General features: G+C 44.3%; 23 protein-coding genes and 1 riboswitch. Of the genes, 15 read left to right on the top strand and 8 right to left on the bottom strand.

Annotation, left to right across the window (positions count from 1 at the left end; genetic code table 11):
• Positions 1 to 55 precede the first annotated feature (55 nt).
• Together NST34_RS27050 and mqnE are read right to left on the bottom strand one after the other, a co-directional pair.
• A complete protein-coding gene (locus NST34_RS27050) occupies positions 56 to 1,117 on the bottom strand; it encodes an NAD(P)/FAD-dependent oxidoreductase (RefSeq protein ID WP_042191580.1) in 1,062 nt (353 codons plus the stop codon).
• Positions 1,118 to 1,167: 50 nt separating this feature from the next.
• Entirely contained in the window at positions 1,168 to 2,274 is a 1,107-nt protein-coding gene (gene mqnE, locus NST34_RS27045; RefSeq protein WP_341129131.1) for an aminofutalosine synthase MqnE, read from the bottom strand.
• Positions 2,275 to 2,645: 371 nt separating this feature from the next.
• On the opposite strand from mqnE, the gene NST34_RS27040 reads away from it, so the two are divergent.
• Both NST34_RS27040 and NST34_RS27035 read left to right on the top strand, forming a co-directional pair.
• The gene (locus NST34_RS27040; protein WP_341129130.1) at positions 2,646 to 3,005 is read left to right on the top strand and encodes a HesB/IscA family protein; all 360 of its coding nucleotides are present in this window, start codon (positions 2,646 to 2,648) and stop codon (positions 3,003 to 3,005) included.
• 101 nt (positions 3,006 to 3,106) lie between these two features.
• On the top strand, positions 3,107 to 3,559 hold the full coding sequence (locus tag NST34_RS27035) for a GNAT family N-acetyltransferase (protein ID WP_076285244.1): 453 nt from the start codon (positions 3,107 to 3,109) through the stop codon (positions 3,557 to 3,559).
• Positions 3,560 to 3,626: 67 nt separating this feature from the next.
• Here the strand turns inward: NST34_RS27035 and NST34_RS27030 are convergent, their stop codons facing one another.
• A complete protein-coding gene (locus NST34_RS27030; protein WP_042191571.1) occupies positions 3,627 to 3,836 on the bottom strand; it encodes a hypothetical protein in 210 nt (69 codons plus the stop codon).
• Between the two features lie 330 nt (positions 3,837 to 4,166).
• Between NST34_RS27030 and NST34_RS27025 the strand changes: the two genes are divergently transcribed.
• Together NST34_RS27025 and NST34_RS27020 are read left to right on the top strand one after the other, a co-directional pair.
• Positions 4,167 to 4,829 (top strand): YheC/YheD family protein, encoded by a 663-nt coding sequence (locus NST34_RS27025; protein ID WP_076285243.1) that lies wholly within the window; start codon positions 4,167 to 4,169, stop codon positions 4,827 to 4,829.
• A 314-nt stretch (positions 4,830 to 5,143) separates the two neighbouring features.
• Entirely contained in the window at positions 5,144 to 5,287 is a 144-nt protein-coding gene (locus tag NST34_RS27020) for a sporulation histidine kinase inhibitor Sda (RefSeq protein WP_036685584.1), read from the top strand.
• 131 nt (positions 5,288 to 5,418) lie between these two features.
• Here NST34_RS27020 and NST34_RS27015 read toward each other — a convergent pair whose 3' ends face one another.
• Positions 5,419 to 6,393 carry an NAD(P)/FAD-dependent oxidoreductase gene (locus NST34_RS27015; RefSeq protein WP_094877850.1) on the bottom strand — a complete coding sequence of 325 codons (975 nt, stop codon included), beginning with the start codon at positions 6,391 to 6,393 and terminating at the stop codon, positions 5,419 to 5,421.
• Positions 6,394 to 6,724: 331 nt separating this feature from the next.
• Here NST34_RS27015 and NST34_RS27010 point away from each other — a divergent pair, with 331 nt between their 5' ends.
• Positions 6,725 to 7,918, top strand: coding sequence for an NAD(P)/FAD-dependent oxidoreductase (locus NST34_RS27010; RefSeq protein ID WP_042130890.1), 1,194 nt, complete (start codon positions 6,725 to 6,727; stop codon positions 7,916 to 7,918).
• 1 nt (position 7,919) lies between these two features.
• Complete coding sequence (locus NST34_RS27005; RefSeq protein ID WP_042191567.1) at positions 7,920 to 8,198, top strand: hypothetical protein; 279 nt, start codon at positions 7,920 to 7,922, stop codon at positions 8,196 to 8,198.
• A gap of 59 nt (positions 8,199 to 8,257) precedes the next feature.
• Here the strand turns inward: NST34_RS27005 and hemQ are convergent, their stop codons facing one another.
• Entirely contained in the window at positions 8,258 to 9,010 is a 753-nt protein-coding gene (gene hemQ / locus NST34_RS27000; protein ID WP_341129129.1) for a hydrogen peroxide-dependent heme synthase, read from the bottom strand.
• Between the two features lie 349 nt (positions 9,011 to 9,359).
• On the opposite strand from hemQ, the gene NST34_RS26995 reads away from it, so the two are divergent.
• The 3 genes from NST34_RS26995 to dnaI all read left to right on the top strand — a co-directional run bounded on the left by NST34_RS26995 (position 9,360) and on the right by dnaI (position 12,463).
• Positions 9,360 to 9,656, top strand: coding sequence for a YuiB family protein (locus NST34_RS26995; RefSeq protein WP_042130887.1), 297 nt, complete (start codon positions 9,360 to 9,362; stop codon positions 9,654 to 9,656).
• A 293-nt stretch (positions 9,657 to 9,949) separates the two neighbouring features.
• Positions 9,950 to 11,488, top strand: coding sequence for a DnaD domain protein (locus tag NST34_RS26990; RefSeq protein ID WP_042191562.1), 1,539 nt, complete (start codon positions 9,950 to 9,952; stop codon positions 11,486 to 11,488).
• 18 nt (positions 11,489 to 11,506) lie between these two features.
• On the top strand, positions 11,507 to 12,463 hold the full coding sequence (dnaI, locus tag NST34_RS26985) for a primosomal protein DnaI (RefSeq protein WP_042191560.1): 957 nt from the start codon (positions 11,507 to 11,509) through the stop codon (positions 12,461 to 12,463).
• A gap of 166 nt (positions 12,464 to 12,629) precedes the next feature.
• On the opposite strand, the gene NST34_RS26980 is transcribed toward dnaI, so the two are convergent.
• Positions 12,630 to 12,785, bottom strand: coding sequence for a YqzM family protein (locus tag NST34_RS26980; protein WP_143759540.1), 156 nt, complete (start codon positions 12,783 to 12,785; stop codon positions 12,630 to 12,632).
• 358 nt (positions 12,786 to 13,143) lie between these two features.
• Between NST34_RS26980 and trxA the strand changes: the two genes are divergently transcribed.
• Together trxA and uvrC are read left to right on the top strand one after the other, a co-directional pair.
• Positions 13,144 to 13,461: a thioredoxin gene (gene trxA, locus NST34_RS26975; RefSeq protein ID WP_042130884.1), complete on the top strand. Its 318-nt coding sequence runs from the start codon at positions 13,144 to 13,146 to the stop codon at positions 13,459 to 13,461.
• A gap of 178 nt (positions 13,462 to 13,639) precedes the next feature.
• The gene (gene uvrC, locus NST34_RS26970; RefSeq protein WP_445667701.1) at positions 13,640 to 15,535 is read left to right on the top strand and encodes an excinuclease ABC subunit UvrC; all 1,896 of its coding nucleotides are present in this window, start codon (positions 13,640 to 13,642) and stop codon (positions 15,533 to 15,535) included.
• A gap of 88 nt (positions 15,536 to 15,623) precedes the next feature.
• Here uvrC and NST34_RS26965 read toward each other — a convergent pair whose 3' ends face one another.
• Positions 15,624 to 17,309, bottom strand: coding sequence for a CPBP family intramembrane glutamic endopeptidase (locus NST34_RS26965; RefSeq protein ID WP_076285240.1), 1,686 nt, complete (start codon positions 17,307 to 17,309; stop codon positions 15,624 to 15,626).
• 314 nt (positions 17,310 to 17,623) lie between these two features.
• Positions 17,624 to 17,805, top strand: a riboswitch (cyclic di-AMP (ydaO/yuaA leader).
• Positions 17,806 to 17,939: 134 nt separating this feature from the next.
• Between NST34_RS26965 and NST34_RS26960 the strand changes: the two genes are divergently transcribed.
• Together NST34_RS26960 and NST34_RS26955 are read left to right on the top strand one after the other, a co-directional pair.
• Entirely contained in the window at positions 17,940 to 19,235 is a 1,296-nt protein-coding gene (locus NST34_RS26960) for a TrkH family potassium uptake protein (RefSeq protein ID WP_076285327.1), read from the top strand.
• Between the two features lie 13 nt (positions 19,236 to 19,248).
• Entirely contained in the window at positions 19,249 to 19,917 is a 669-nt protein-coding gene (locus NST34_RS26955) for a potassium channel family protein (protein ID WP_042191554.1), read from the top strand.
• Between the two features lie 71 nt (positions 19,918 to 19,988).
• Here NST34_RS26955 and NST34_RS26950 read toward each other — a convergent pair whose 3' ends face one another.
• A complete protein-coding gene (locus NST34_RS26950) occupies positions 19,989 to 20,891 on the bottom strand; it encodes a LysR family transcriptional regulator (protein WP_042191552.1) in 903 nt (300 codons plus the stop codon).
• Positions 20,892 to 21,292: 401 nt separating this feature from the next.
• Between NST34_RS26950 and NST34_RS26945 the strand changes: the two genes are divergently transcribed.
• Positions 21,293 to 21,958: a succinate dehydrogenase cytochrome b558 subunit gene (locus NST34_RS26945; RefSeq protein ID WP_042130879.1), complete on the top strand. Its 666-nt coding sequence runs from the start codon at positions 21,293 to 21,295 to the stop codon at positions 21,956 to 21,958.
• 68 nt (positions 21,959 to 22,026) lie between these two features.
• Positions 22,027 to 23,769 carry a succinate dehydrogenase flavoprotein subunit gene (gene sdhA, locus NST34_RS26940; RefSeq protein ID WP_341051832.1) on the top strand — a complete coding sequence of 581 codons (1,743 nt, stop codon included), beginning with the start codon at positions 22,027 to 22,029 and terminating at the stop codon, positions 23,767 to 23,769.
• The last annotated feature ends 72 nt before the right edge of the window (positions 23,770 to 23,841 follow it).

The following is a 23,841-nucleotide window of genomic DNA, read 5'->3' as shown; positions in this document are numbered from 1 at the left end:
AAAATAAAGGGCTGCTCTTTTTCGTATTTATAACGGAAAAGAGCAGCCCTTAGGTTTATCCTAAAGTGCGTTTTGACATCCAGAGCACCCCGCTCTTAAGGATACGGGGAACCCGTCCTTTGACGGAGCGTTGGCCCATCAGACCAAATCCAGCTTTCTTGCCTAGTGAGCCTAAGGTACCCTTTAGACGAATAGGATGAAGCTTAGGGGTCTCGCCGCGCCACATGGCTTGAATAACCTGAGCAACCTGCTCACCCTGCGCTCCTGCGGCTTGTGCGCTTGGAGCGAATGGCAGGCTGGCACAGTCGCCAATTACATACACTTCTGGATAATCAGGTACACGATAATATTCATCCAGAATGATTCGTCCTCCGCGATCCTTCGGGACTGTTAATTCCTGAACAACCTTCACCGGTTGGATCCCCGCGGTCCATACTGTAACATCTGAAAGAATTTCCTCTGTACCGTTAAAAAGCGCATCTTTCTCTACATGGGATACGGAGACACGTCCAAGTGTCTGTACTTGATGGTGGTGAAACCATTCCTCCACGTACTGTGACAGCTTCGCAGGGAAGGCAGATAAGACACGTTCACCGCGATCCAGAATAGCAATATTAAGATCTGGTCGGCTCTCCCGAAGCTCTGCCGCCAATTCCACTCCACTTAGTCCTCCGCCTACAATGTTTATAGTTCCATAAGGCTTCACATCGTTTAAACGTTGGTAAGTTTCGCGTGTCCCTGCAAAGGTCTGGATACTGCAAGTATATTGATCAGCTCCAGGGATGTTATGGTAATTATCGGTACAACCTAGTGCAATGGCAAGTATGTCATAAGACACAGTCTCGTCAGGCTCCATTGTAACGATTCTACTCTCCAAATCAATGGAACTCACCTCACCGTAACGGATAGTGAGACGGGGATGAACCGGAAACTGGATCCGCAAGTGATAGTCAGTTACTGTACCTGCGGCAAGCGCATAATATTCCGTTTTGATTCCTTGATAAGGCATTCGGTCAATTAAGATAATTTCAATATCCTGTGGAAGGTGATTATTGAGCAATTCTTGAATTAGGGCCAAGCCGCCATAGCCGCCGCCCAGAACGAGTAGTGTTCTCATGCTGACCGAACTTCCTTTCCAATATAGGATAACGGATCTAAGGTAGTCTTTTATTCGTACACCTTTATCGCATTGTAGAACGTGTCGCGTTCTACTGGAATTCGTCCAGCACCTTTTACTAACCAGATCAATTCATCGCGAGTGAGGCCTTCAGGTGTTAAGGCACCAGCCGCATGGCTAATGCGTTCTTTAAGAATAGTACCATGTACGTCAGAAGCACCGAAGTTCAGTGCAACCTGTGTAAGCTGAGGACCGATATTAATAAAGTAAGCTTTGATGTGATCGAAATTATCCAGCATCAATCGGCTGATCGCAATCGTCTTCAGATCCTCATAAGCGGAGTTGCGGCGCATAATTCCTGCATTCTTGTTCTTAGGCTGCATAGATAATGGAATGAATACCATAAAGCCATTGGTTTCATCCTGTAGATCACGAATCTGCATCATATGCCGGATACGATCCTCATGAGATTCAATCGAGCCGTAGAGCATAGTCGTATGGGTCTTCATGCCAAGCTGATGTGCTGTCCGGTGAACTTCTAGGTATTCTTCCACATTAGCCTTATCTACACGCATTTTTTTACGGTATTGATCGGATAATATTTCTGCGCCACCACCGGTAAGCGTCTTAAGTCCAGCAGCACGCAGCTGTTCCAGCACCTCACGAATACTCAACCCGCTAATTCGGGTGAAAAAATCGATTTCGGCTGCAGTGTATGCTTTTAAGGTTACCTCAGGAAAACGTTCATTCAAGGCTTTTAAAGAATCCACGTAATACTGGAAAGGAACCTTGTCATTATGTCCGCCGACGATATGAAATTCGCGCACACCTGGATGAATATGCTGTTCGACATATTGCACCATTTCCTGACCGGAAAGGGTATAAGCTCCCTCTTCTCCGTCATCTTTGCGGAAATTGCAGAATGCACAGTGAGATTCGCAAACATTGGTGAAATATAGACTCATGTTTTCGATAAAATATACCCTGTTGTTGTTCTTTGCGAGATTGACTTCATTTGCTAATTGGCCAATCGTAAGTAGGTCGTTACTCTGATATAAATAAACGCCATCTTCTAAATTCAATCTTTCGTCGCCGCGAACTTTTTCAATAATGTTCATCATTCGGGCGTCTGTTTGGGGGGTGAAAAGAGTAGACATATTATGAATTCCTCCTGAAAGTTTTACGGGGTCCATTGCCCGCAGATAATTCCCAGACTTACCCAGATGGTAGCTGTTCATTCATGAAAATAAAGCGGAGGGTTATCCTCCGTGACAAATTTCCGAATTTTTACTTATGTTTGCCTTCCTTATTATAAACCTCTCTTATAAGGGGATCAACAGCTGGATATGGATGGTTTATTTTGGTGCGGCAGGTCAGGCATAAGGCAGTTGTGACTTGAGGGTAATGGAATAGTCGGTTATACTGAGTTTATTAAGTATATATTTTTAAGAAAGTAATTTTTGACCGGAAGGTCCCTTAAACATAAGTTTTTCTGTTGAAGTAAGTTAATTTATAGGAGGATATGATCATGATTAATATTAGCGAAAAGGCAGCAGAACAATTAAAGGTGATGCTTGCTGAACAAGAAGTGCCGAACATGTTCCTCCGTATTGGAGTAACGCCCGGTGGTTGCAGTGGATTCTCTTACGCTATGGGCTTTGATGATAATGAAACCGATCAGGACGTATATATGGACATCCAAGAAATGAAGGTTGTCGTGGAGAAAGAGAATCTTCGTTACCTTGATGGTCTCGAAATTGATTTTGAAGAATCCGGCATGACAGGTGGTTTCACCATTAATAACCCGAACGCTACTGCAACCTGTGGCTGTGGCTCAAGCTTCCGTACAGCTACGGATGCAGGAAAACCGAACGAAGAGCCTTGCTAATCGCGACGTTACGCCTTCAAGCCCCATGTTGAGTTCTACAACACGGGCTTGGAGGCGTTTTTTATTCTCAATGACAAAAGTCATCACAAGGAGCTCTAAGCATGCTAATTAGGAAATTAAATGCAGAAGAACAACCACCCTTACATTTGTTGTTATTAGCCGATCCTTCCCTAAGTCTTGTTGAAGCGTATTTAAAAAGAGGGCAATGTTTTGTAGCTGAAGTGGAGAATTGCATTATAGGTGTCTATGTTTTGCTACAAACGAGACCTGAGACAGTGGAGCTAGTAAATATAGCCGTTGATGAGAATCAGCAAAGTAAAGGGATAGGAAAGCAGTTGGTCTATCATGCGATTCAGAATGCGAGATTACTTGGTGCGAAGACGATTGAAGTGGGTACGGGGAATTCTAGTGTAGGACAACTGGCTCTTTATCAGAAATGTGGATTTAGAATTACCGGAATCGATAGAGATTTTTTTATCAGACATTATAGTGAAGAGATTGTTGAAAATGGGATCAAGGTAGTGGATATGATCCGTCTTACGCTAGATATATGAGTGACATACAAACAAAAGCCCTCCGTTGGAATTCCTCGAGAGGGCTTTTGTTTGTTCCTGCGTACAATTAGGCTGGAATAATAAACTTGTAATTAATCATAAACACGATGAGCCCTGCGGCTCCAAGGGAAAAGGCAATACAGCCAGCACCCAGTGCTCTGCGCCTGTCTTTAATGAATTTAAAGCCAATAGCGCAGATCAGTATAGTCGTTCCAGCCAATACGATGGACATCCCAAGCATGGCCACCCAATATAATACCTCGAAAAACTGAGCCATTCCGAGCCCTCCCCGCGCTGTTTTTTAGCGAGCCTCTAATTCATTATTATATAGTAGGAATTGAAAATGTAACCGCTATTAATAATACAACGATTTTGAAGATTATTCTAGTTATAGTGAACTCATCCATTGCGATTTAGATGTCGAATGTTCAGAAATGAGGTTCTACAAAATCTGCAATCTAACCTGCGAGGTTGAGAATGTTGTCGATACAAGCTCTAAGCCCTTTTTGCTAAGAGCTTCCTCCTACACGGACAATCATACAAGAGGGTGGGGCCTTTTCTGAGTAATGTATAGGGTAGGCTGGAATGTGAAAGGAGGGAAAGGACGATGTCGGGAAGACAATTGGCTAGCAAATGGTTGAAGACAGAAGCATTGCTCAGTGACGCGAGGGTTTCTCATTATATACCAATGACGAGGGTGTATTCGGCTGACTCACTGTTAGCCATGCTCCGGAGATACGGAAATGTTGTTATTAAACCAATAGTTGGCGGTGGAGGCTACGGTGTAATTAAAGTGTTTCGGGATAGTCGAGGTTTTGGATTTACTTATATGGACAGAACTCGAATTTACAAGGACTTTAGATCCATGCGACGAGCGCTTCATTTCGTCAAGGTTAGACGTAAGTACTTGATTCAACAGGGGATTTCTCTCGCCAGAATTGGTGGGCGTCCTATTGATTATCGGGTCAAAGTAGTGAGGAATGGCGGTGTTTGGGAGTTTCGCTCTATGGTGGGAAGATTGGCCCGGCCTGGCCTGTTCGTAACTAATTTATGTAAAGGAGGCACGATGCTTTCTTGTCGAGAAGGACTTCGCAGATCCTTGCCTCGAATTAAAGCCTCAGCGAAGAAAGCAGAAATGCGCAGGCTGACGCTCGTATGTATCGAACTGATGGAGCGGCATTTCCCTGGAATAGGCGAACTGGGTTTTGATTACGCCGTGGATTATTCAGGTAAAATATGGATTCTGGAGGTTAATACAAGACCTCAGTAAATTAACAAAAATTTTAGAATTGACGATAATAGAGTAGTAAGATAAAATTGCGTTTAGTTGCGTTCTTTTGGGGTAAATTATATTGTGATTTATTTACAATAAAAATATATTTTTAGCTGTATACAAGTGGTTCAGTCCTGTGTATAACTATTATCCCCATATTCCACTGTGCAGTTATCACCTTTGTAACGCTTACGCACATATTATACACAGGATTTCCACATGTACTTGTGGATAACACGAACGCTTGTTCGAAAAATGATAGTTTGATATGATAGATTTAGATCCAAATACAGGAAAGGTAGATGAACGTTATGGTTGAATTGTCCGATGAGATGCTTCTAGACTCTTACCATAGAGCGATAGAACTGCAACTAGAGCATGATTTCATCGCTCTTCTACTCGTTGAGATTCGCAAACGAAACTTACACTCTCCAGTTCATGCGGTTCTTCATTAAAAGAGCGCAAAGTATACCTTTGTAGCTGGCTACATATAAATAAACCGCGAGTCACAAACATAAAAGGGTATCCTGATAGGCTAGTATTGATAGGCCTGTCAGAATACCCTTTTTTATTGTGGTAGATTGAATTAGAGTTTCATATTACTACTGTGTCCTGGTGAAAGCTTGGCTTCCGGATCGATGTAGACTTTTGCATTATTCACAGCCGTTGGGGCTTCGCCGAATCCTACAGCAATTAGCTTCAGCTTACCTGGATATGTGGTGATATCGCCGGCTGCAAAGATTCCCGGAATACTCGTTTCCATACGTGAGTCAACGACAATGGAGTTCCCTTCAATATCGATACCCCACTCTGCAATGGGGCCCAGAGAGGAAACAAATCCGAAATTGACGATTACACTGTCGACTTCGATTTCTTGTGTTTCCTTGGTCTTGATATGGGATAAGGTAACCTTAGTAATAAACTCGTCACCATGCAGTTCTGTAATTTCAGTAGGTGTAATTACGTTAACTTTGGAAGCCATTAGATTCTCTACGCTGTGCTCATGCGCACGGAATTTATCCCGGCGGTGAATCAGGGTTACTTGCTCCGCGATCGGTTCCAGCATTAGTGCCCAGTCTACTGCGGAATCTCCACCACCGCTAATCAGAACTTTTTTATCTTTAAAGGCATTTAAATCATTTACAAAATAATGAAGGTTGGCTTTTTCAAACCGTCCTGCGTCTGGCAGTTCTAAACGACGAGGTTCAAAAGCGCCTACCCCAGCTGTAATGATAATAGCTTTACTGTGATATTCTGCTACATCGGTTGTAACTACAAAATGGCGTTCGTCCCGTTTCTGAACAGAAATTACTTTCTCCTCCAGCCGGATATTCGATTGGAACATATCCATTTGCCGTGTCAGGTTGTCAACCAATTCTTGTGCAGTTACTTTTGGAAAACCTGCTACATCATAAATGTATTTTTCAGGATAAAGTGCAGCAAGTTGTCCTCCCAATTGGGGCATACTTTCAATAAGTGTTACTGATGCCTGACGCATCCCACCGTAAAATGCGGCAAACATGCCAGCTGGACCGCCACCTATGATTAAAAGGTCGCTCATAGGAACGCCGGATTGCTCTTGTGTCACGGGATATTACACCTCCGAGTTGATATATTCATTTTGCCATACTTGTATTCTTTCTTATTATAAACATTGTGACACATACCTGCAAAGAAAGACTTTAGAACACAATAAGAATGTGACGTTTTTTAGTATTTTAATGTTTGATTAATAGTACACTAAGGTTTACAATGGATATGGTCAATTTAGAAATCCTTTAAGTTTGATTGGAATTTCTTCTAAATATAAGTGTATAAATTCACAAAAAGGACCGTACATTGTTTCAATAAAAAATACAAAGACAGATTTACCTCTTGGAAGGAGCCGGAACATGAGTAGTATTCCCAAAATCGTAATCTTAGGCGCGGGCTATGGGGGTATTTTGACCGCACAGCGCTTACAGAAGGCTTTGAACTATAATGAAGCGGATGTCACGCTCGTAAACCGTCACGAGTACCACTATTTTACTACCCATCTACATATGCCTGCCGCGGGTACAGACAGTATTGAACACACTCGGGTGTCTATTTCTAAACTAATCGATGAATTCAAGATCGATCTCGTTAAGTCATCTGTTCAGGAAATTCGTACCCAGCAGAAAAAGATTATTTTGGAGGATGGTACTCTTTCGTATGACTATCTCGTCATTGCTTTGGGCGGAGAGCCTGAAACATTCGGTATTCCAGGACTTGATAAATACGCACTGACGATCCGGAGCATCAACTCCGTTCGTTTGATTCGTGAACATATTGAGTATCAATTTGCCAAATATAAGAACGAGAACAATGCTCAGGAGCATATTAATTTCGTAGTCGGTGGTGCCGGCTTTAGCGGAATTGAATTTGTGGCCGAATTAGCTGACCGCATCCCTGGGTTGTGCAAAGAATTTGACGTTGATCCAAGCATGGTAAATATATATAACATAGAAGCTGCTCCAACAGCTCTGCCTGGATTTGCTCCAGAACTTGTTGAGTATGCGATGAACTTGCTCACTAAGAAGGGTGTTACATTCAAAATGGGCGTTGCGATCAAAGAATGTTTACCAAACGGTGTAATTCTGGCATCAGGCGAAGAGATTAAGGCTTCTACAATTGTCTGGACAGGCGGAATTCGAGGGAATCGTCTGATTGAAGCTGCAGGATTTGAAGCTATGCGTGGACGTGTGAAAGTAGATGAATATTTACGTGCACCAGGCCAAGACAATATCTTCATTATTGGAGACGGCTCCTTGATGATCAATCCAGAAGGACGTCCTTATCCGCCAACGGCACAAATTGCTATGCAACAGGGAGAGTGCTGTGCACATAATTTGGTGGCTGCGATCCGTAATCAACAACCCAAGAAATTCGCATTCAGCAATAAAGGAACAGTAGCTTCTCTAGGTAAAGGTCAAGGGATTGCTGTAGTTGGCAGCAAAACTTACAAGGGTTGGACTGCAGCTCAATTGAAAAAAGTTGTGGATATGCGCTATTTGTTCATTATCGGTGGGATTCCGCTGGTTCTGAAAAAAGGAAGATTTTTATAAGATGCGTCACTGCAGCGTGCAGGTGCGTGGATTGCTGACCCGAGAAGAATTGGACCGATATAACGGACTGATTGAGGTTGGATCTTATCTGGAGGATCAGAATCAGTACGATCTAGCGTATGTTGTTCAAAAGGAAATTGATCTGCTCATTCTCCCTGGCATTGAACGCTTAAAGGAAAAAGGGCGAGCGCGTGACAGGGCTACGGCTGAATATTTGGAAAGTCTGCGTGATGATGAAGATGACAGCGAAGAAGATGAGGAAGCAGGAACTTCGTTATAGCATTTAAAAAGGGTGAGTCTCCATAAAGATCTGGAGACTCACCCTTTTTATTATTACAATTACAATTTAAGCATTTCTTCAAAAGAATCCTCAGTCAGCAGGTTGCCGACATAGAAAGGTCCGAATTCGCCGTAGCGAGCACTGACTTCGTCAAAGCGCATTTCGTAAACCAGCTTCTTGAATTGTAGCGGATCTTCAGCGAACAGGGTTACGCCCCATTCCCAATCATCAAAACCTACGGAGCCGGTGATAATTTGTTTCACCTTACCAGCATAACCACGTCCGATTAATCCGTGAGAAGCCATCAGCTCCCGACGTTTATCCATATCAAGCATATACCAGTTATCGGCGAGCTCGCGTTTCTTGTTCATTGGATAGAAGCAAATATGCCTCGCTTGCGGCAAAACAGGTTTTAGACGTGCGATAACATGCGGATTCTGCATAGGATCACTACCATCGCTGCCCCCCGCAAGGTAATTGCTTAATTCAACAATACTTACGTAGGAATAGGCTTTAGTTGTATATTGAGCAAAAGCGATTTTGTTAAAGGCCGTCTCAAGCTGGTTCAAATCTTCCAAGCTTTCGCGCAAGAACATCATTACGAAATCGGCCTTCTGGCCAACGATGGAATATACCGCGGAGCTGCCTTGTTTGGCTTCTTCGACAGGACTCCATTCTTGCATAAAAGCATGTAATTCTTCCAGAGCAACGGCACGTTCTTCATCATCTGCTGCCGTCCATGCGGTCCAGTTCAGTGAGCGGAAGTCATGCAATGCATACCAGCCTTCCAGTGTCATAGCGGCTTCGTTCATGATCTCACTCCTTAAAAGTTTTACGAAGCATAGGCTCCGCTTGAAATAACATCGCGTAAAACTTGCATCGGAAGCATACGCTTTGTTTTACGAAGCATAGGCTCCGCTTGAAATAACGTCGCGTAAAACTAGCTACGAAGCTCCTGCATCATAGACTATGTATGATTTATTAATCTATATGCATTGTATCGCAATCAAGTTGCTTAGAGCAAATGATGACATTCCGTTGTAAGAGTTTTAGACCTAATTTTGAATAAAGTTCATTGCTTCGTGACATTTTTTCTAGTAAACTTACTACTAGCTCGTATAAGATGTGCGCTTCTTTATAGAAAGGGGTAGTGACGGTAAGATGGGGTTTATTCCAGTGTTTATCCTAACCGTTTTATTCTTTGTGATGATGTTTGGTATTGGATTTATTCTTAACATGTTAATGAAGACAACCTGGTTTCCCGCTTATCTATTCGTACTTATTATTCTACCCGTCGTAGTCTATTCCATTTGGGATAGAAGCGCGATGTCGCTCTGGGAGCATCTCTCCAGTTTCCACTTTGTTGATTACTTGACTGGTGTCGCTGGTCTTGCAGGTGCTATATTGAGTGGATGGACCATTCAAAAACTGCGCTTTGGCGGTTACAAGATGTTTTAAAGATTTAATCGGAAGACCTGCGGCTCTGATGTGAGAGTCGTTTTTTTTGAACATATAAGCTTTTAGTTCTACGCTAAGAATCAATTTTGAAATTCAGCGAGAAACGGAACCTTCCTCTTCCAGAGGACAGTGAAGCCGTTTCTTCTTGTTTAATAGAGGTAGATAATCGTATGAAAAAGCTGATTATATAGCGAAAAGAGTCGGAATTGGTAGTTTATTTACATTTCCGGCGACGTTTTTTATGATAGAATAGAATCCTGTATGAATTCGTGAAAACAAGGGGGTATCCGTAGATGCGCATGAGTAACTTACATCATTTCACCGAACATCATCGGTACTGCGTTTCCCGCGAATTTGGTCTTAGTGTTATAGATGGACGTATGCTTAGCTCTGTGTATCAGCCTATGGTAGGAGCTTTTGCAATCAGTTTCTATCGCTTGCTGGTTGAACATGTACCAGCAGATAGCATTGGCTATTCTGGAGTGGAGCAACAGCGCAGATTATTTATGACGCTAGGCGTTGAACCAAATGAGAAAGGCCGCAAATATTTAATAGATCAGGCTTCCCGATTAGAAGCGGTAGGTCTGCTACAGACCTGTCGAATCTATGTGCCGGAAACCGATGATTACTTATATGAATATGAGCTTATGCCGCCGCTATCGCCAGCTGACTTTTTTGCCACTCAGCATTTGACGTTGCTGTTACGCGATAAAATCGGCAAATTTGCTGTGCTGTCCTTACGGGAACAATTCTGGAATCGAGAGCCAGAAGAATGGAGTCGCAGATCCATAGGCAAAGAGAATATCTCCGTGCCTTTTTATGATATTTTTCAACTTAATACACATGTCATTGATTATGAGCTGGAGCAGGCACTTGCAGAAGTAGCCACTGTGCGTCAGCCTGGTATGCGTGAATCTGGAGAACAAGCGATTGGATATAGTGATATTATTTTGCGTTTTCCAAGGGAATCCGTGAACCGGGCTCATGTAGAAAAACTGCGTTTTGACCATACTCAAATGGGTGTTATTAACTATGTAGCTCATAAGTACGAACTCAGTCCGCAGGATTTATGTCGTCTGCTGGATGAAGATGGCGTGTTCTCACCGGATGGCGAGGTTATTCTGGATGCACTGCAATATAAAGCGAGCCAGCATTTCAGGCAGGATATGAAACGACAAGAAAAGCGTGAAGTTGCTGCTGCTAAGGTTGTTTCCATCCGTTCCAGTGCCTCTGAAGAGAATGATGATTCTATAGCACCACCGGAGCAATCTGTAGAGATGGAGTATTATGTAGAAGTACCACCACAATTTTTGTCCAAATGTGACATCCACCAATATAATATGATGCTGCGGAACGAACCTTATACGCGGCTGCTTCAAACTTTTTTCCCAGGTGCAGTACCCAGTCATTTGATGGATATGTTCGAGAAAATAGATTTGAACTATAAGCTAAGCGGTGAAGTAATCAATGTACTTATTCATTACTTAATGACTATGGTAGCCTCAGGTGGAGAACAGCGAATGAACCGCAATTTTGTGGAGGCTATCGCTTCCAATATGCTGGTTAAACAGGTGAACACCTACGAAAAGGCTGTAAAATATATCAGGGATCAGTCCAAAGTGAAAGGCAAGGGAGCTACAACTAACACGGCGGCAGGATCTCGATCACGTTCATATGCTAAAAATACAGGTCGATCCGCTAAACCGGAAATTCCGATTGTGCTGGACGATGGAAGTGCCGGAACGGTATCGGAAGAGGAATTCGCGGCGATGATGAAGAAAGCGGCAGAAATTAAAGCCAACAAGAAAAAAGGCGTTTCCCAAGCGCCGTAATGAAAGAGAGGTGGAACTATGGAGTCTATGGGCGATGTGCTTCGTTCGATTAACAATCCAACTCTACGGCAGCGTCAACGCGATCTTGAACAGGAGTTATTCAATCATCCGCTTGTGAAGGCATTACAGTCTGAACATCCTGAGTTAGATGATTCGCGACTGCGGCTTCATATGAGCCGCCTGTATCAATATGTAGAGGAAAGCCGCCACTGTGCGAACTGTCCGGGTCTAGAGAAATGTCCGAATGATTTCCCTGGTCACTTTAGCAAACTTACGGTCGAGAGCGTGAATGGTTCGGCGGACTTATATGAGCGCAAGACGGCATGCCGGCTTAAAGTGGCACAGGATAATCAGGATAGCATCCGCAAACGTATCCGTAGCTTTTATGTGGACGAGCGTGTGCTCAATGGCGGTTATGATGAAATAGATATTATGGGCAAGGATCCACGCCGGGTCTCTGCTGTTAATAAAATATTTGATTATATCACGAGCGTTAAAGAAGAGGGTCTGACCTCGCGCGGGATTTATCTACATGGGACTTTCGGAACAGGCAAAACATTTCTGATGTGTTACTTGCTTCATGAGCTTGCTGTTGCCGGCTATACTGGAGTTATCGTATATATGCCAGATTTTATCGAGGATTTGAAGTCGATCATGATGGACGGCCAGAAGATGAAGGAAACCGTAGATACGTTGAAAAACTGCGATTTACTTATTTTTGATGATATTGGTGCGGAGAACTTGAATCCATGGGCGCGTGATCATGTGCTTGGTGCGATTCTGAATTATCGGATGAACCGTAAGCCAACCTTCTATACCTCAAATTATCCGCTCGATGGTTTGGAGAAACATCTTAGCTTTACGAGCAAGGATGGCGAGGAGATTTATAAAGGTCAACGTTTGATGGATCGTATTGCTCCTTTTGTGGATGTTATTCCACTGCATGGGGAGAATCAACGGGGGACGATTAGATAAACTCGAAATATTCATAACCGTAACATTCAAAAGAGCAGCGATTCTCCTTTTATTGGAGGATCGTTGCTCTCTGTTTTTTCTTATTTACTCTCAAAAAAAAGAAGCCGCCCCCTAAGTAGCATTCACTACTTTTGAGACGGCCTCTGTTTATATTGCGATGATTCCCTTACTCCGAAATGAACTTAATGATAACCATGCCGAAAAAGACAACGGTCATAAATGCAGTCATTCCGAAAAATCCATTCATTAAATCGCCTAGATCATTGCGGGGTTCTTCGTTGATATGTTCTCGTGGGTCCCGTGCTTGCGCGTTGACATCCATAGCTTCTGCCTCCTTACAGGGACAATGCCTGTATTGTTAAGATGCAAATTGAGTTGACCATTATGAAATAAGTCATTGACATTTAATGCGCTTTCTTAGAGTATACCGAAAGGCTGGGGAGATTGTAAAGAAAAGAGTAACGTAAATAAAATTAGTTTGAGGGCAATATAATTGTATGTGATATATAACATATCCCTTAAAGATATGTTATACTGGAATTGTGTCGGTAAGTGGTAATTTGGTTATCATATTACATGAAACAATTTATTAACTTATATTTTCGGAGCAGCTTCCATAAACTAAGCTTTGGTTTAGAGTGGAGTAATGTTTCGTAAAACTTTAGAGGAGGAACAATATCATGGCTATCGTGAACGTGTCTGACCAAACCTTCAGTAACGAAGTGGAAGGTCAAGGTACTGTAGTAGTAGACTTCTGGGCTCCTTGGTGTGGTCCTTGTAAGATGATTGCTCCAATCTTGGACGAATTGTCCGCAGAACTGGGAGACAGCGTGAAGATTGCAAAATTGAATGTGGATGAGAATCCGGAAACGGCTTCCCGTTTTGGCGTGATGAGTATCCCAACCTTGATCTTCTTCAAAGACGGTCAACCGGTAGATAAAGTTGTGGGATTGAACTCCAAAGAATCCCTGAAAAATATCGTAGCTAAACATCAATAATTGTTAAATGCTACTGTTCGGGCCTCGGCCCTGCCGCTCAGCGCCTTCGGTTCATTCCGGAGGCGTTTTGTGTGCTGAATGCCAATTAATTATGGGTCCAATTTAGCTGGAGGGGATCATTTTGGACAATATCCGCAACAAACTGGCTCTATTACCCGACCTGCCCGGGTGCTATCTGATGAAGAATGAAGAAGGCACCATTATTTATGTGGGTAAGGCGAAGGTGCTTAAGAACCGGGTTCGCTCTTATTTTACAGGCAGTCATAATGGTAAAACTCAGCGGCTTGTCGCTAACATTGCTGATTTCGAATATATTGTTACGTCCAGTAACATGGAAGCGCTCATTCTCGAGTGCAATCTGATTAAGAAGCATATGCCGCGTTATAACGTACTTCTGAAGGACGATAAGACATTTCCTTATATCAAATTAACGAATGAAACTCACCCTCGGCTTGAAGTCACACGCCGGGTGATTAAAGATAAAGCAAAATATTTCGGCCCTTATCCTAATGGTTATGCTGCACAGCAAACGAAAAAGCTCCTCGATCGTATGTATCCGCTCCGTAAATGTGGCGTAATGCCAAAGGAAGTCTGTCTTTACTATCACATGGGCCAATGCTTGGCGCCGTGTGAGAAGGAAGTGCAGAAGTCCGAGTATGAGCAGATTACGCAAGATATCGCTGCTTTTCTGAGCGGAGGTCATGATGCGGTTAAAAAGGATCTACAGCAGAAGATGCAGGAAGCTGCTGAGGAATTATATTTTGAACGGGCGAAGGAACTGCGGGATCAGATTATCCATATTGATGCATTGATGGAGAAACAAAAGATTAACACCACAGATACTAAGGATCGTGACGTATTTGGTTATGCGGTAGACAAGGGATGGATGTGTGTACAGATTCTGTACATGAGACAAGGGAAGATGATTCAGCGCCACTCCTCTGTCTTTCCGTTCTATGGGGAAGCCTACAGTGACTTTATGTCTTATGTGACGCAGTATTACAGTGATAATCCTGCTCTGCCGCAGGAGATTCTTCTGCCGGATGTGCTTGACGAGGAAGCAGTGGTTGATAAAGAAGCTAAACCGGCGATTGTCATTGCTGCTCCAGCCGAAGAAGATCTACAAAAGGGGGAAGAGACCCCCGAATCGCCTGAAGAAGTTGAGGCCCGTGAAATGGCCGCTGCGGAAGCATCAGCAGCAGGTGTCGTTGATGCTGCAGGTGGCGCCTCTATTCTACAGGAGTGGCTCGGCACCAAAGTGCTAGTGCCACAGCGTGGCCTCAAGAAGCAGATGGTCGGTATGGCCTGCCAAAATGCTACAGTCGCAATCGACGAGAAGTTCCGGCTTATTGAACGAGATGAAGTACGTACCTCTGGTGCTGCAATGAGCTTAGGCGAGAGCTTGGGGCTCGAACGCTTAAGCCGGATCGAGGCGTTCGATAACTCGAATATTCAAGGGACTAATCCGGTTTCTGCGATGGTTGTCTTCATTGATGGCAAGCCCGCACGAAAAGAGTATCGTAAATATAAGGTTCGTACGGTGGTGGGTGCGGATGATTATGGAACGATGCGCGAGGTCATCCGGCGGCGGTATGAACGGGTGCTGAAAGAGAACCTGCCGATACCAGATCTTATCGTAGTCGATGGTGGTAAAGGGCAGATATCCTCAGCTATTGATATTCTGGAGAACGAGCTGGGGTTATTCATTCCGGTCTGTGGTCTCGTCAAGGATGATAAGCATAAGACGGCTCAGCTTTTGGTTGGAGATCCGCCAGAACCTGTCGCTTTGGCTCGGGATAGTCAGGAATTTTATCTGTTGCAACGGATTCAGGATGAGGTGCATAGATTCGCCATCACCTTCCACCGTGAACAACGTGGGAAGTCCATGGTTACTTCTAAACTGGACTCCATACCAGGTATAGGCGAGAAGCGGCGCAAGGCGCTGCTTAAGCATTTCGGATCGCTAAAGAAAATTAAAGAAGCCTCCATAGAAGATTTTAAATCACTTTCTATTGGCGAAAAGCTGGCTAGTCAAATTCTTGAGGCGCTCAAGGATGAAGAGCCAGCGACATAGGCATTCGAAATACTGGAATGATGTATACGTAAATATAAAAAAGGTGTCACAGCAGTTTTCTGCTGTGACACCTTTTTTAATTATAGGTTTAAATTACAGATGTAGGTTCAACCGGCTTAGGTTCTGATTTTTGCGGTGGATTAAACCGATAGACGATGTAGGCGACTATGAACGGCATGATAATCGCGAAGATACCAGCCCCTACATTCACGCTTTCCTTCATAAAGATCAGCGTAGCGCCCATCAGAATGCTGTCAAACACGACGTGACTGAACATGACGGCAATAAAGCCGTAACGAAGGAAAATATAGCTAAAGAGCAAACCAATCACGGTCAGCTCAATAGGACGGGAACTGATGGGGTAGATCGGATACAGCGTATGGCCAAACGCCCAAACCAGCGTGGTGATCAGGCAAGCAATGAACGTGCTTCGGAATACTTTTTTCAACATAGGAATTCCGAAAAAACGATAAATGGCTTCCTCGGATAAACCAGCGAGCCATGCAACGATGGGCAGCAGCCAAGCATATCTCATGTTGTAAGGAGATTGAGTAGCGTCAGTAGTGGACCAGTTCTGCAAGGTAAGTGATAATACGATGAACATAAGGGTCTGCACCCCTAGCAGCACGAATGCCCAGACGTATCCAGCCCGGATACTATCCAGAACATATTTTCCATAGCCAGGCTCTTTAGCACGAGGCCATGGGTTCATCCCCTCTTCTTTTTTCCATAGGCCGTCCCCTCCAACTAAAGAAAAATAGAGCAGGGAAGACATTAGGAGGCTATATAAGGCATAAATGATGAACATTATGACGGAAGTTATCTGAGCCTCGAGTCCTTCGCCTGAGGATTCAGGGAGCATATTATAGGTGCTGATCATCATGATTACAAAATAAGCTGAGCTTAGGAATATTCCACGCTTAAAGGAGGTATGTTCTCTTCTAAGTATGCTGTAGATGAGTGCCAGAATTCCTAAAGCTAAAGTAGGCAAACCGTAGCCGAATAAAGTAAACTTTTCCGCGAGAGAGGTCTGGTCCTTTACATAGGTGGTATGCCAGGCTGGAGCGGTGAATCCTGCTTTAAAGCTGGATACCTGTTCGCCAGTGAAATCGAAATAATAGTGTAGTAAGGATTCGCCGATCTGAACGGAACGATCTGTATACACGAGCCCGTAGTTTCCCGTATTCGATTCAATTTGTAGCTTGGCGGGATTTACATCCCATTCCTGAAGCCAGGGACGGGCAAGATTTTCTTTTTGTGCAAGTGATAAGGTAGTACCCTTGTCCTCTTCTTTTGCACTGGTGGATACATTGTTTGGTAATCCGGTACCTGATCCTTCTGCACCTTGTGTGAAAGCGACAACTGCACCAGTATACATATTGAGGTCAACAGAGATCAGTGGCTCTTGTTCCGCTGAAGGACTAAGTGTTACACGAAAGATGTCAAAAGGATATCGTTGATCCAATTTCTTTTTTGTATAGTCCTCCAAAAGCTTCTCGCGGGACATATAACCATAAAAGGAAGAGTCCGTATCGTACAGTACATTCCACTGATCGGTTGGTGCTTTGGTGTAGTTCAGCTTTTGTTCTGCGAATGATATGGCTTTGTCGCGGGCTTCCGCCTTACTGATGACAGTAGTATCTTCCCCAGCAGGGCTATTTAGCACCGAGGGAGCAATCTGAAACATAATAAATAGAATAAGACCGATAATGCCCGAGATGATGAGCCTCATGGAGAGGGCACGTTGCTGTAAGGGCTGGCCAACGGGATTCATGTAACGCCTCCTTGTAAACTGACAATGTTATGTTCCATTATAGTATTAGTGCCATGATAGTTACAAAAATCATCGTATATTCTTTTTATGGGTAATAGAGATATTATAGAATAGGTAGCTGAATATATACCATGAATTTAAGGTGATTATTTCTTCATTTTTCATGAAAATCGATGCAATTGCAGGGAAAACACGGAAAAGTGATGAGAAAAGGCACTCTTAGTGGTACATCCTCTCCAAACCGCATTTTTCATATGAATCACCATTAATAGTGTCTTTGTGATTTATCGAAATAACATATATAATTTGTATGCAATTGTATATAGCCGAATTTCAGGTGAAAACGGGGGAACCATAAGAAGTAATGAAAAGATGAGTATACGCCATAGGCGTTGTCTTTATTCATCAGGGGTGAATTTCGTTCTAGGAACGAATAGGGCAGCCTGCACAGTCCGAATCCGTCAGCTAACCTCGTAGGCTAATTTACTGCAGGAACCAAGGGTAGCATTGGTTTTCCAGTGCTTTTTTTGTTGGAATTCTTTAAATTTTGATAAGAGGGTGAGCGTAGTGGCTTCACAGTTTCGCAGGGTTTCTGAATCAAAGTTCCTGAAGCTCTCTCCGCCTCAGATTATGGTGCTTGGTTTTGCATCGATCATTCTGATTGGAGCCTTGCTGCTTATGCTTCCCATTTCAAGTACCAGCGGGAATGCTGTTAGTTTTATTGATGCGTTGTTTACTGCAACATCTGCCACCTGTGTGACAGGACTTGTGGTGCTGGACACCGGGACGACATTCACCATTTTTGGGAAAACCGTAATTATGGTGCTTATCCAGGTTGGTGGCTTAGGGTTTATGACAATGGCGACCTTATTTGCCATGATGATGAAACGCAAAATTTCCTTGCGGGACAGACTGATCCTTCAGGAAGCAATGAACCAAGGCTCTATGGAGGGGATTGTTCGACTGATCCGGAGAGTACTTATTTATTCCTTGGTCATCGAAGGCTGTGCAGCGGTGCTTCTGTCCATACGCTGGGCGTTTGATATGCCACTGGGAAAGGCCATTTATTTTGGAATATTTCATGCGGTGTCTATGTTTAATAATGCTGGATTTGATATTTTCGGGGATTTCCGGAGTTTAACCGATTATGTATATGACCCGCTAGTGAACATCGTGGTGATGTTTCTGATTGTCTCTGGCGGTATTGGTTTTATTGTCATGTCGGATCTGGTGGAGTTTCGTGTCAAACGTAAATTATCTTTGCATAGCAAAGTTGTACTCTCCACCACTGCAGGGCTTATTCTTATCGGCGCTTTGGTTATTTTTATATTTGAATTTACGAATCAGCGCACACTGGGGAATTTAAATTTCGGCGGCAAAATATTATCGGCATTCTTTCAGTCGGTATCGCCCCGAACCGCTGGCGCCAATACGGTGGATATTGCCGGACTGCGGCAAGCCTCGCAGTTCTTTATGGTTATTCTTATGTTTATTGGTGCATCTCCTGGATCAACAGGTGGCGGGGTTAAGACAACAACCTTTACGATTATGATTGGTGCAGTAATCGCGATGCTGCGCGGACGTGAAGATGTTGTACTGTTCCGTTACCGATTGGCGCAAGAGCGTATCTATAAAGCGTTGACGCTAACATTACTCGCTTTGCTATTGGTCCTCACGGTGTCGATGTTACTGTCCACAACAGAGGATAGTAATTTCTTAGCGATATTATTTGAGACGACCTCAGCTTTTGCCACGGTGGGACTAACCATGGGCCTGACACCTGAACTTTCTATCTTCGGCAAGATTCTGATCTGTCTGACGATGTTTGCGGGTCGGCTAGGTCCATTGACATTAGTGTATGCGCTTGGACCAAAACAGGGTAAACCATTGTATAAGCACCCAGAAGGTAAAATAATTATTGGATAGGAGTTAATCCGAAATGAAAGCACAGCAATTTGTAGTAATCGGTTTAGGCCGCTTTGGCTCAAGCCTTGCACTTGAGCTGATGGAAATGGGCTACGAGGTGCTCGGTATTGATCACCATGAGGAGCGTGTGGAGGAAATGAGCGATCACCTGACGCATGCGGTAGTGGCTGATGCTACAGATGAAGGAATTATGCGCTCGCTCGGCGTACGGAACTTTGACTGTGGGATTGTAGCGATTGGCGACAATATGGAACGAAGTATTCTGGCGGCGATTTTGTTAAAAGAGATTGGAGTCAAGCAAGTAGTAGCCAAGGCGATCTCGATCCTTCATGGTCGTGCGTTGTCCAGGCTGGGCGTGGACCGGGTTATTTTTCCGGAGCGGGATATGGGCATTCGTGTGGCACATCAGCTCGTGACACCCAATTTGCTGGATTATATTGAACTGTCCAAGGATTATAAAATCGTCGAGCTAACCGTTCCGTCTTGCATGAACGGGAAAAGCTTGTCAGATTTAAATACAAGAGCGAAATATGGCTGCAGTATTGTTGCCCTGAACCGGGAAAGTGGAATTATAGTGGCTCCAACGGCACATGATCATTTGAGTGAGGGCGACGTTATGGTACTCATTGGTTCTAATGAAAGTATTGATCGATTTGAGGATGAAGTTGTAAACCAAGATTAAATAGATAAGCCCTCCGTCCTTTACATGGGACGGAGGGCTTTTTTAATTAAGGCTGCACGCAGAGGTATGTACTATTTCTCTCGTTCCGTCAGAAACATCTCTTCTGTGACCTGCACGAGGCTGCGGGCCGCTGTGCTCAGGCTCCCATCGTCACGGTAAATCAGGCAGGTAGTTCGCTGAGTCTGCTCCAGCTCCTTAATATGCAGAGAGACCAGCCCACCGCCGTTTAACAGCTGCGGACGCAGATAAGACTTGGGCAGTAACGCTGCCACATTGACTGTCGGCAGCAGCCGCACGATGGCTTCGAAGGAGTCAATCTCCATCCGAACGTCTGGATCAATTCCACAGCGCTGGAACAGATCGTCTGTTAGACGTCGGTACCAGGTGCCTTTGGAGAACAGGATCATAGGCAGTCGGGACAGATCATCCATGGTTAGCTTGGTAGATTGATTCAGAGGATGATGCTCAGAAACAACCAGTCGAAGCTGATCCTCAAACAGAGAAATGCAGCGCAGTCCAGGTTCTTGAATAGAGGAAGCGATCAGACCTATATCTGACTTTCCTTCACTGACAGAGGAGACAATTTCATGTGTTCGGCCTGTGATTAGCTTCAGCTCCGCAGTTGGGTATTTCTCCATATATGCGTTTACTAGTGGAGGCAGAGTGGTCTGCAGTGAGGTAAGTGACGCCCCTAAGGTGACGAGCTTAGGCTCGCCTTCTTTGTATTTTGACAATGCCTCCAGAAATTTAGAGCGCTGCTGCCGTTGTTCAAGTGCGTAGGAATAAGTAAGACGCCCAACCTCGGTTAACTCCAGACGCTTGCCATAACGATTAAATAGCGCGACACCCAGTCGTTCTTCCAGCTTGGAGATTTTACGAGATAGGGCAGGTTGGGACAGATTGAGCTGGCGGGAGGCCCGATTCAAGCTGGAGTGCTCCACAACCGCTGCAAAAACATCTAAATCGTCAAACATATTTATGTTCCTCTCGTAGTGCAATCTATAAACAGTAGTGACGAAATTCATAGCCATGAAGACAATACTTCTTGCTCCATAAGGAAATAAAAGATTTGTCGGAAAATGTTGTTTCTCTAAATGAGAATTATTATCATATAAAATCTATTCTTATGCGTTTATTGTATAACGTTTAATAATTAGATTGCAATTCCCTTATAAGGGAAAAAGGAGTAACATGAAAAGTGACACAAGATATTCACATTTTGTGAAAAAGAAAACAAAGTCCGGGAAACCAAGGATAGCGGTAAATATAGACGTTTTGTCATGACATAGTCTACGTTATCCTGTGTCAAATGTAGTTCCGGCGGTGAATACACAATAATGAAAACGCTGTTTTAATCGGAAAGGGGTTACTTTGTATGAAAGGATTTTATTCCAGAAAGATTCATTCCTTGCTAGGCGTTATCCCGCTTGGAGCTTTCTTCATTGAGCACATGATGACGAATTTTGCGGCTGTAGAGGGTGGCGCTTCCGGTTTCACTGACAGCGTGATATGGCTGAACAGCCTGCCGCTTGTCTTCTTCCTGGAATTGTTCGGTATATGGCTACCTCTGCTGTACCATGGCGTATATGGACTGTATATTGCCTATCAATCCAAGCCGAACTTGAACCGTTTCAACATTGAAAGAAACTGGCGTTATACGCTGCAACGTATTACAGGAATTATTACCTTTATCTTTATAGTCTGGCATTTGTTCCAAACCCGGGTTCAGGTGGCAGTTGGTAGTGTAGAGCATGAAGAACTGGGCGGTCTGATGCATGATATCGTGACTCAACCACTGATGTTGACACTGTACATTATCGGTATCGTTGCAGCATGCTTTCACTTCTCAAACGGCCTATGGTCTTTCTTGATCAGTTGGGGAATCACGGTAGGACCTCGTTCACAGCGGGTATCCTCTTACCTTTGTCTCGGTATATTTGTTCTTGTAACGTTTATGTTCCTCATTTCGCTAGTCACTTTCCGTGATGCTGAATTTCAAACCGCAGCTTCCATAGCTCAGTCCATAAAGACTTTCATCTAAGTAATTATCCTCTCAGGACTAGATTCCAGAATCCTTTCTGATATTTTCAATAAAGGGAGTGAACTATCATGGCAACAGCAAATATCATTATCGTGGGTGGCGGTCTGGCCGGCCTGATGGCTACCATCAAGGCAGCGGAGTCCGGTGCGCATGTTCAATTATTCTCATTAGTGCCTGTAAAAAGATCACACTCCGTTTGTGCGCAAGGCGGCATCAACGGCGCGGTAAATACGAAAGGGGAGGGCGACTCTCCTTGGGAGCACTTCGACGATACCGTTTACGGCGGTGACTTCCTGGCGAATCAGCCACCGGTCAAGGCGATGTGTGAAGCAGCACCGGGTATCATCCACCTTATGGACCGGATGGGCGTAATGTTCAACCGCACACCTGAGGGATTACTCGACTTCCGTCGTTTCGGCGGAACGAAGCGTCACCGCACTGCATTTGCTGGCGCAACGACAGGCCAACAGCTTTTGTATGCGCTGGATGAGCAAGTGCGCCGCTGGGAGTCCGAAGGTCTTGTAACGAAACGTGAGAACTGGGAGTTCCTCTCGGCCATCGTCGACGACGAAGGTGTATGCCGCGGCATAAGTGCCCAGAATCTCAAGACGATGGAGATTGAGACTTTTCCTGCAGACGCTGTTATTTTGGCTAGCGGCGGGCCTGGTATTATTTTTGGTAAAACAACGAACTCCGTAATTAATACAGGCACAGCAGCAAGTGCGGTGTACCAACAGGGCGTACATTATGCCAATGGAGAATTTATCCAGATTCACCCAACGGCTATTCCAGGAGATGACAAGCTCCGCTTAATGTCGGAATCAGCACGTGGCGAAGGCGGCCGTATCTGGACTTATAAAGACGGGAAACCGTGGTATTTCCTCGAAGAAAAATATCCGTCCTACGGTAACTTGGTGCCGCGCGATATTGCTACACGTGAAATTTTTAATGTGTGTGTGGATCAAGGGCTGGGCATTAACGGTGAGAATATGGTGTATTTGGACCTCTCTCACAAGGACCCGAAAGAGCTGGACGTGAAGCTTGGCGGGATTATTGAAATTTACGAAAAATTCATGGGGGATGACCCTCGTAAAATACCAATGAAAATCTTCCCGGCTGTGCACTATTCCATGGGCGGTATGTGGGTTGATTACAACCAAATGACAAACATTCCTGGTCTGTTTGCGGCAGGCGAATGTGAATATCAATATCATGGAGCGAATCGTCTAGGCGCTAACTCTCTGGTATCTGCCATTTACGGTGGTATGGTTGCTGGACCAAAGGCTGTTGAATACATTAAAGGTCTGAAGAAATCGTCACAAGATATCTCTTCTTCTGTATATGATAGCTTCCACAAAAAGCAGACGGACAAATATGAGTCTCTGCTAGCGATGTCAGGTACAGAGAATGCTTATGTGATTCACAAGGAACTGGGCGAATGGATGACCGCCAATATGACGGTTGTACGGCATAATCCGAAGCTGGAAGCGACCATTGGCAAAATCAAAGAGCTTAAAGAACGCTATCGCAATATCAATATGAACGATACGTCACGCTGGAATAACCAAGGTGTAGCTTTCACCCGTCAGCTATGGAACATGCTGGAGCTGTCCGAAGCGATGACACTGGGAGCGCTTATGCGCAATGAGAGCCGCGGCGCTCATTACAAGCCGGAATTCCCGGATCGTAATGATGAGGAATTCTTGAAGACCACGAAAGCAGCTTGGACTGCAGACGGTCCGCAAATCTCTTACGACGAAGTCGATGTCTCACTGATCCCTCCACGGGTCCGTGATTATTCGAAGGATTAATCTTTCCCAGCAGTGAAACAGCTTGCGAGGCAAGCTTAATGAAATAAAATTAGGCAATTTGAGGAGGGAACC

Origin of the sequence: Paenibacillus sp. FSL H7-0714 (assembly GCF_038003765.1) — a bacterium.
GTDB lineage: Bacteria > Bacillota > Bacilli > Paenibacillales > Paenibacillaceae > Paenibacillus_AQ.
Note: the sequence above shows the minus strand (reverse complement) of the source record. Positions and strands in the feature narration are given on the sequence as shown.

What these genes read in the sequence shown, in the direction of transcription:
- hemQ (WP_341129129.1), bottom strand. Translation starts at nt 9,010, where the DNA reads ATGAACGAAGCCGCTATGACACTGGAAGGCTGGTATGCATTGCATGAC.
- NST34_RS27030 (WP_042191571.1), bottom strand. Translation starts at nt 3,836, where the DNA reads ATGGCTCAGTTTTTCGAGGTATTATATTGGGTGGCCATGCTTGGGATG.
- uvrC (WP_445667701.1), top strand. Translation starts at nt 13,640, where the DNA reads ATGAAGAATGAAGAAGGCACCATTATTTATGTGGGTAAGGCGAAGGTG.
- NST34_RS27005 (WP_042191567.1), top strand. Translation starts at nt 7,920, where the DNA reads ATGCGTCACTGCAGCGTGCAGGTGCGTGGATTGCTGACCCGAGAAGAA.
- dnaI (WP_042191560.1), top strand. Translation starts at nt 11,507, where the DNA reads ATGGAGTCTATGGGCGATGTGCTTCGTTCGATTAACAATCCAACTCTA.
- NST34_RS27025 (WP_076285243.1), top strand. Translation starts at nt 4,167, where the DNA reads ATGTCGGGAAGACAATTGGCTAGCAAATGGTTGAAGACAGAAGCATTG.
- NST34_RS27050 (WP_042191580.1), bottom strand. Translation starts at nt 1,117, where the DNA reads ATGAGAACACTACTCGTTCTGGGCGGCGGCTATGGCGGCTTGGCCCTA.
- NST34_RS26980 (WP_143759540.1), bottom strand. Translation starts at nt 12,785, where the DNA reads ATGGATGTCAACGCGCAAGCACGGGACCCACGAGAACATATCAACGAA.
- NST34_RS26965 (WP_076285240.1), bottom strand. Translation starts at nt 17,309, where the DNA reads ATGAATCCCGTTGGCCAGCCCTTACAGCAACGTGCCCTCTCCATGAGG.
- NST34_RS27020 (WP_036685584.1), top strand. Translation starts at nt 5,144, where the DNA reads ATGGTTGAATTGTCCGATGAGATGCTTCTAGACTCTTACCATAGAGCG.
- NST34_RS26955 (WP_042191554.1), top strand. Translation starts at nt 19,249, where the DNA reads ATGAAAGCACAGCAATTTGTAGTAATCGGTTTAGGCCGCTTTGGCTCA.
- sdhA (WP_341051832.1), top strand. Translation starts at nt 22,027, where the DNA reads ATGGCAACAGCAAATATCATTATCGTGGGTGGCGGTCTGGCCGGCCTG.
- NST34_RS27010 (WP_042130890.1), top strand. Translation starts at nt 6,725, where the DNA reads ATGAGTAGTATTCCCAAAATCGTAATCTTAGGCGCGGGCTATGGGGGT.
- mqnE (WP_341129131.1), bottom strand. Translation starts at nt 2,274, where the DNA reads ATGTCTACTCTTTTCACCCCCCAAACAGACGCCCGAATGATGAACATT.
- NST34_RS26960 (WP_076285327.1), top strand. Translation starts at nt 17,940, where the DNA reads ATGGTGCTTGGTTTTGCATCGATCATTCTGATTGGAGCCTTGCTGCTT.
- NST34_RS26990 (WP_042191562.1), top strand. Translation starts at nt 9,950, where the DNA reads ATGCGCATGAGTAACTTACATCATTTCACCGAACATCATCGGTACTGC.
- NST34_RS26950 (WP_042191552.1), bottom strand. Translation starts at nt 20,891, where the DNA reads ATGTTTGACGATTTAGATGTTTTTGCAGCGGTTGTGGAGCACTCCAGC.
- NST34_RS27035 (WP_076285244.1), top strand. Translation starts at nt 3,107, where the DNA reads ATGCTAATTAGGAAATTAAATGCAGAAGAACAACCACCCTTACATTTG.
- trxA (WP_042130884.1), top strand. Translation starts at nt 13,144, where the DNA reads ATGGCTATCGTGAACGTGTCTGACCAAACCTTCAGTAACGAAGTGGAA.
- NST34_RS27040 (WP_341129130.1), top strand. Translation starts at nt 2,646, where the DNA reads ATGATTAATATTAGCGAAAAGGCAGCAGAACAATTAAAGGTGATGCTT.
- NST34_RS26995 (WP_042130887.1), top strand. Translation starts at nt 9,360, where the DNA reads ATGGGGTTTATTCCAGTGTTTATCCTAACCGTTTTATTCTTTGTGATG.
- NST34_RS27015 (WP_094877850.1), bottom strand. Translation starts at nt 6,393, where the DNA reads ATGAGCGACCTTTTAATCATAGGTGGCGGTCCAGCTGGCATGTTTGCC.
- NST34_RS26945 (WP_042130879.1), top strand. Translation starts at nt 21,293, where the DNA reads ATGAAAGGATTTTATTCCAGAAAGATTCATTCCTTGCTAGGCGTTATC.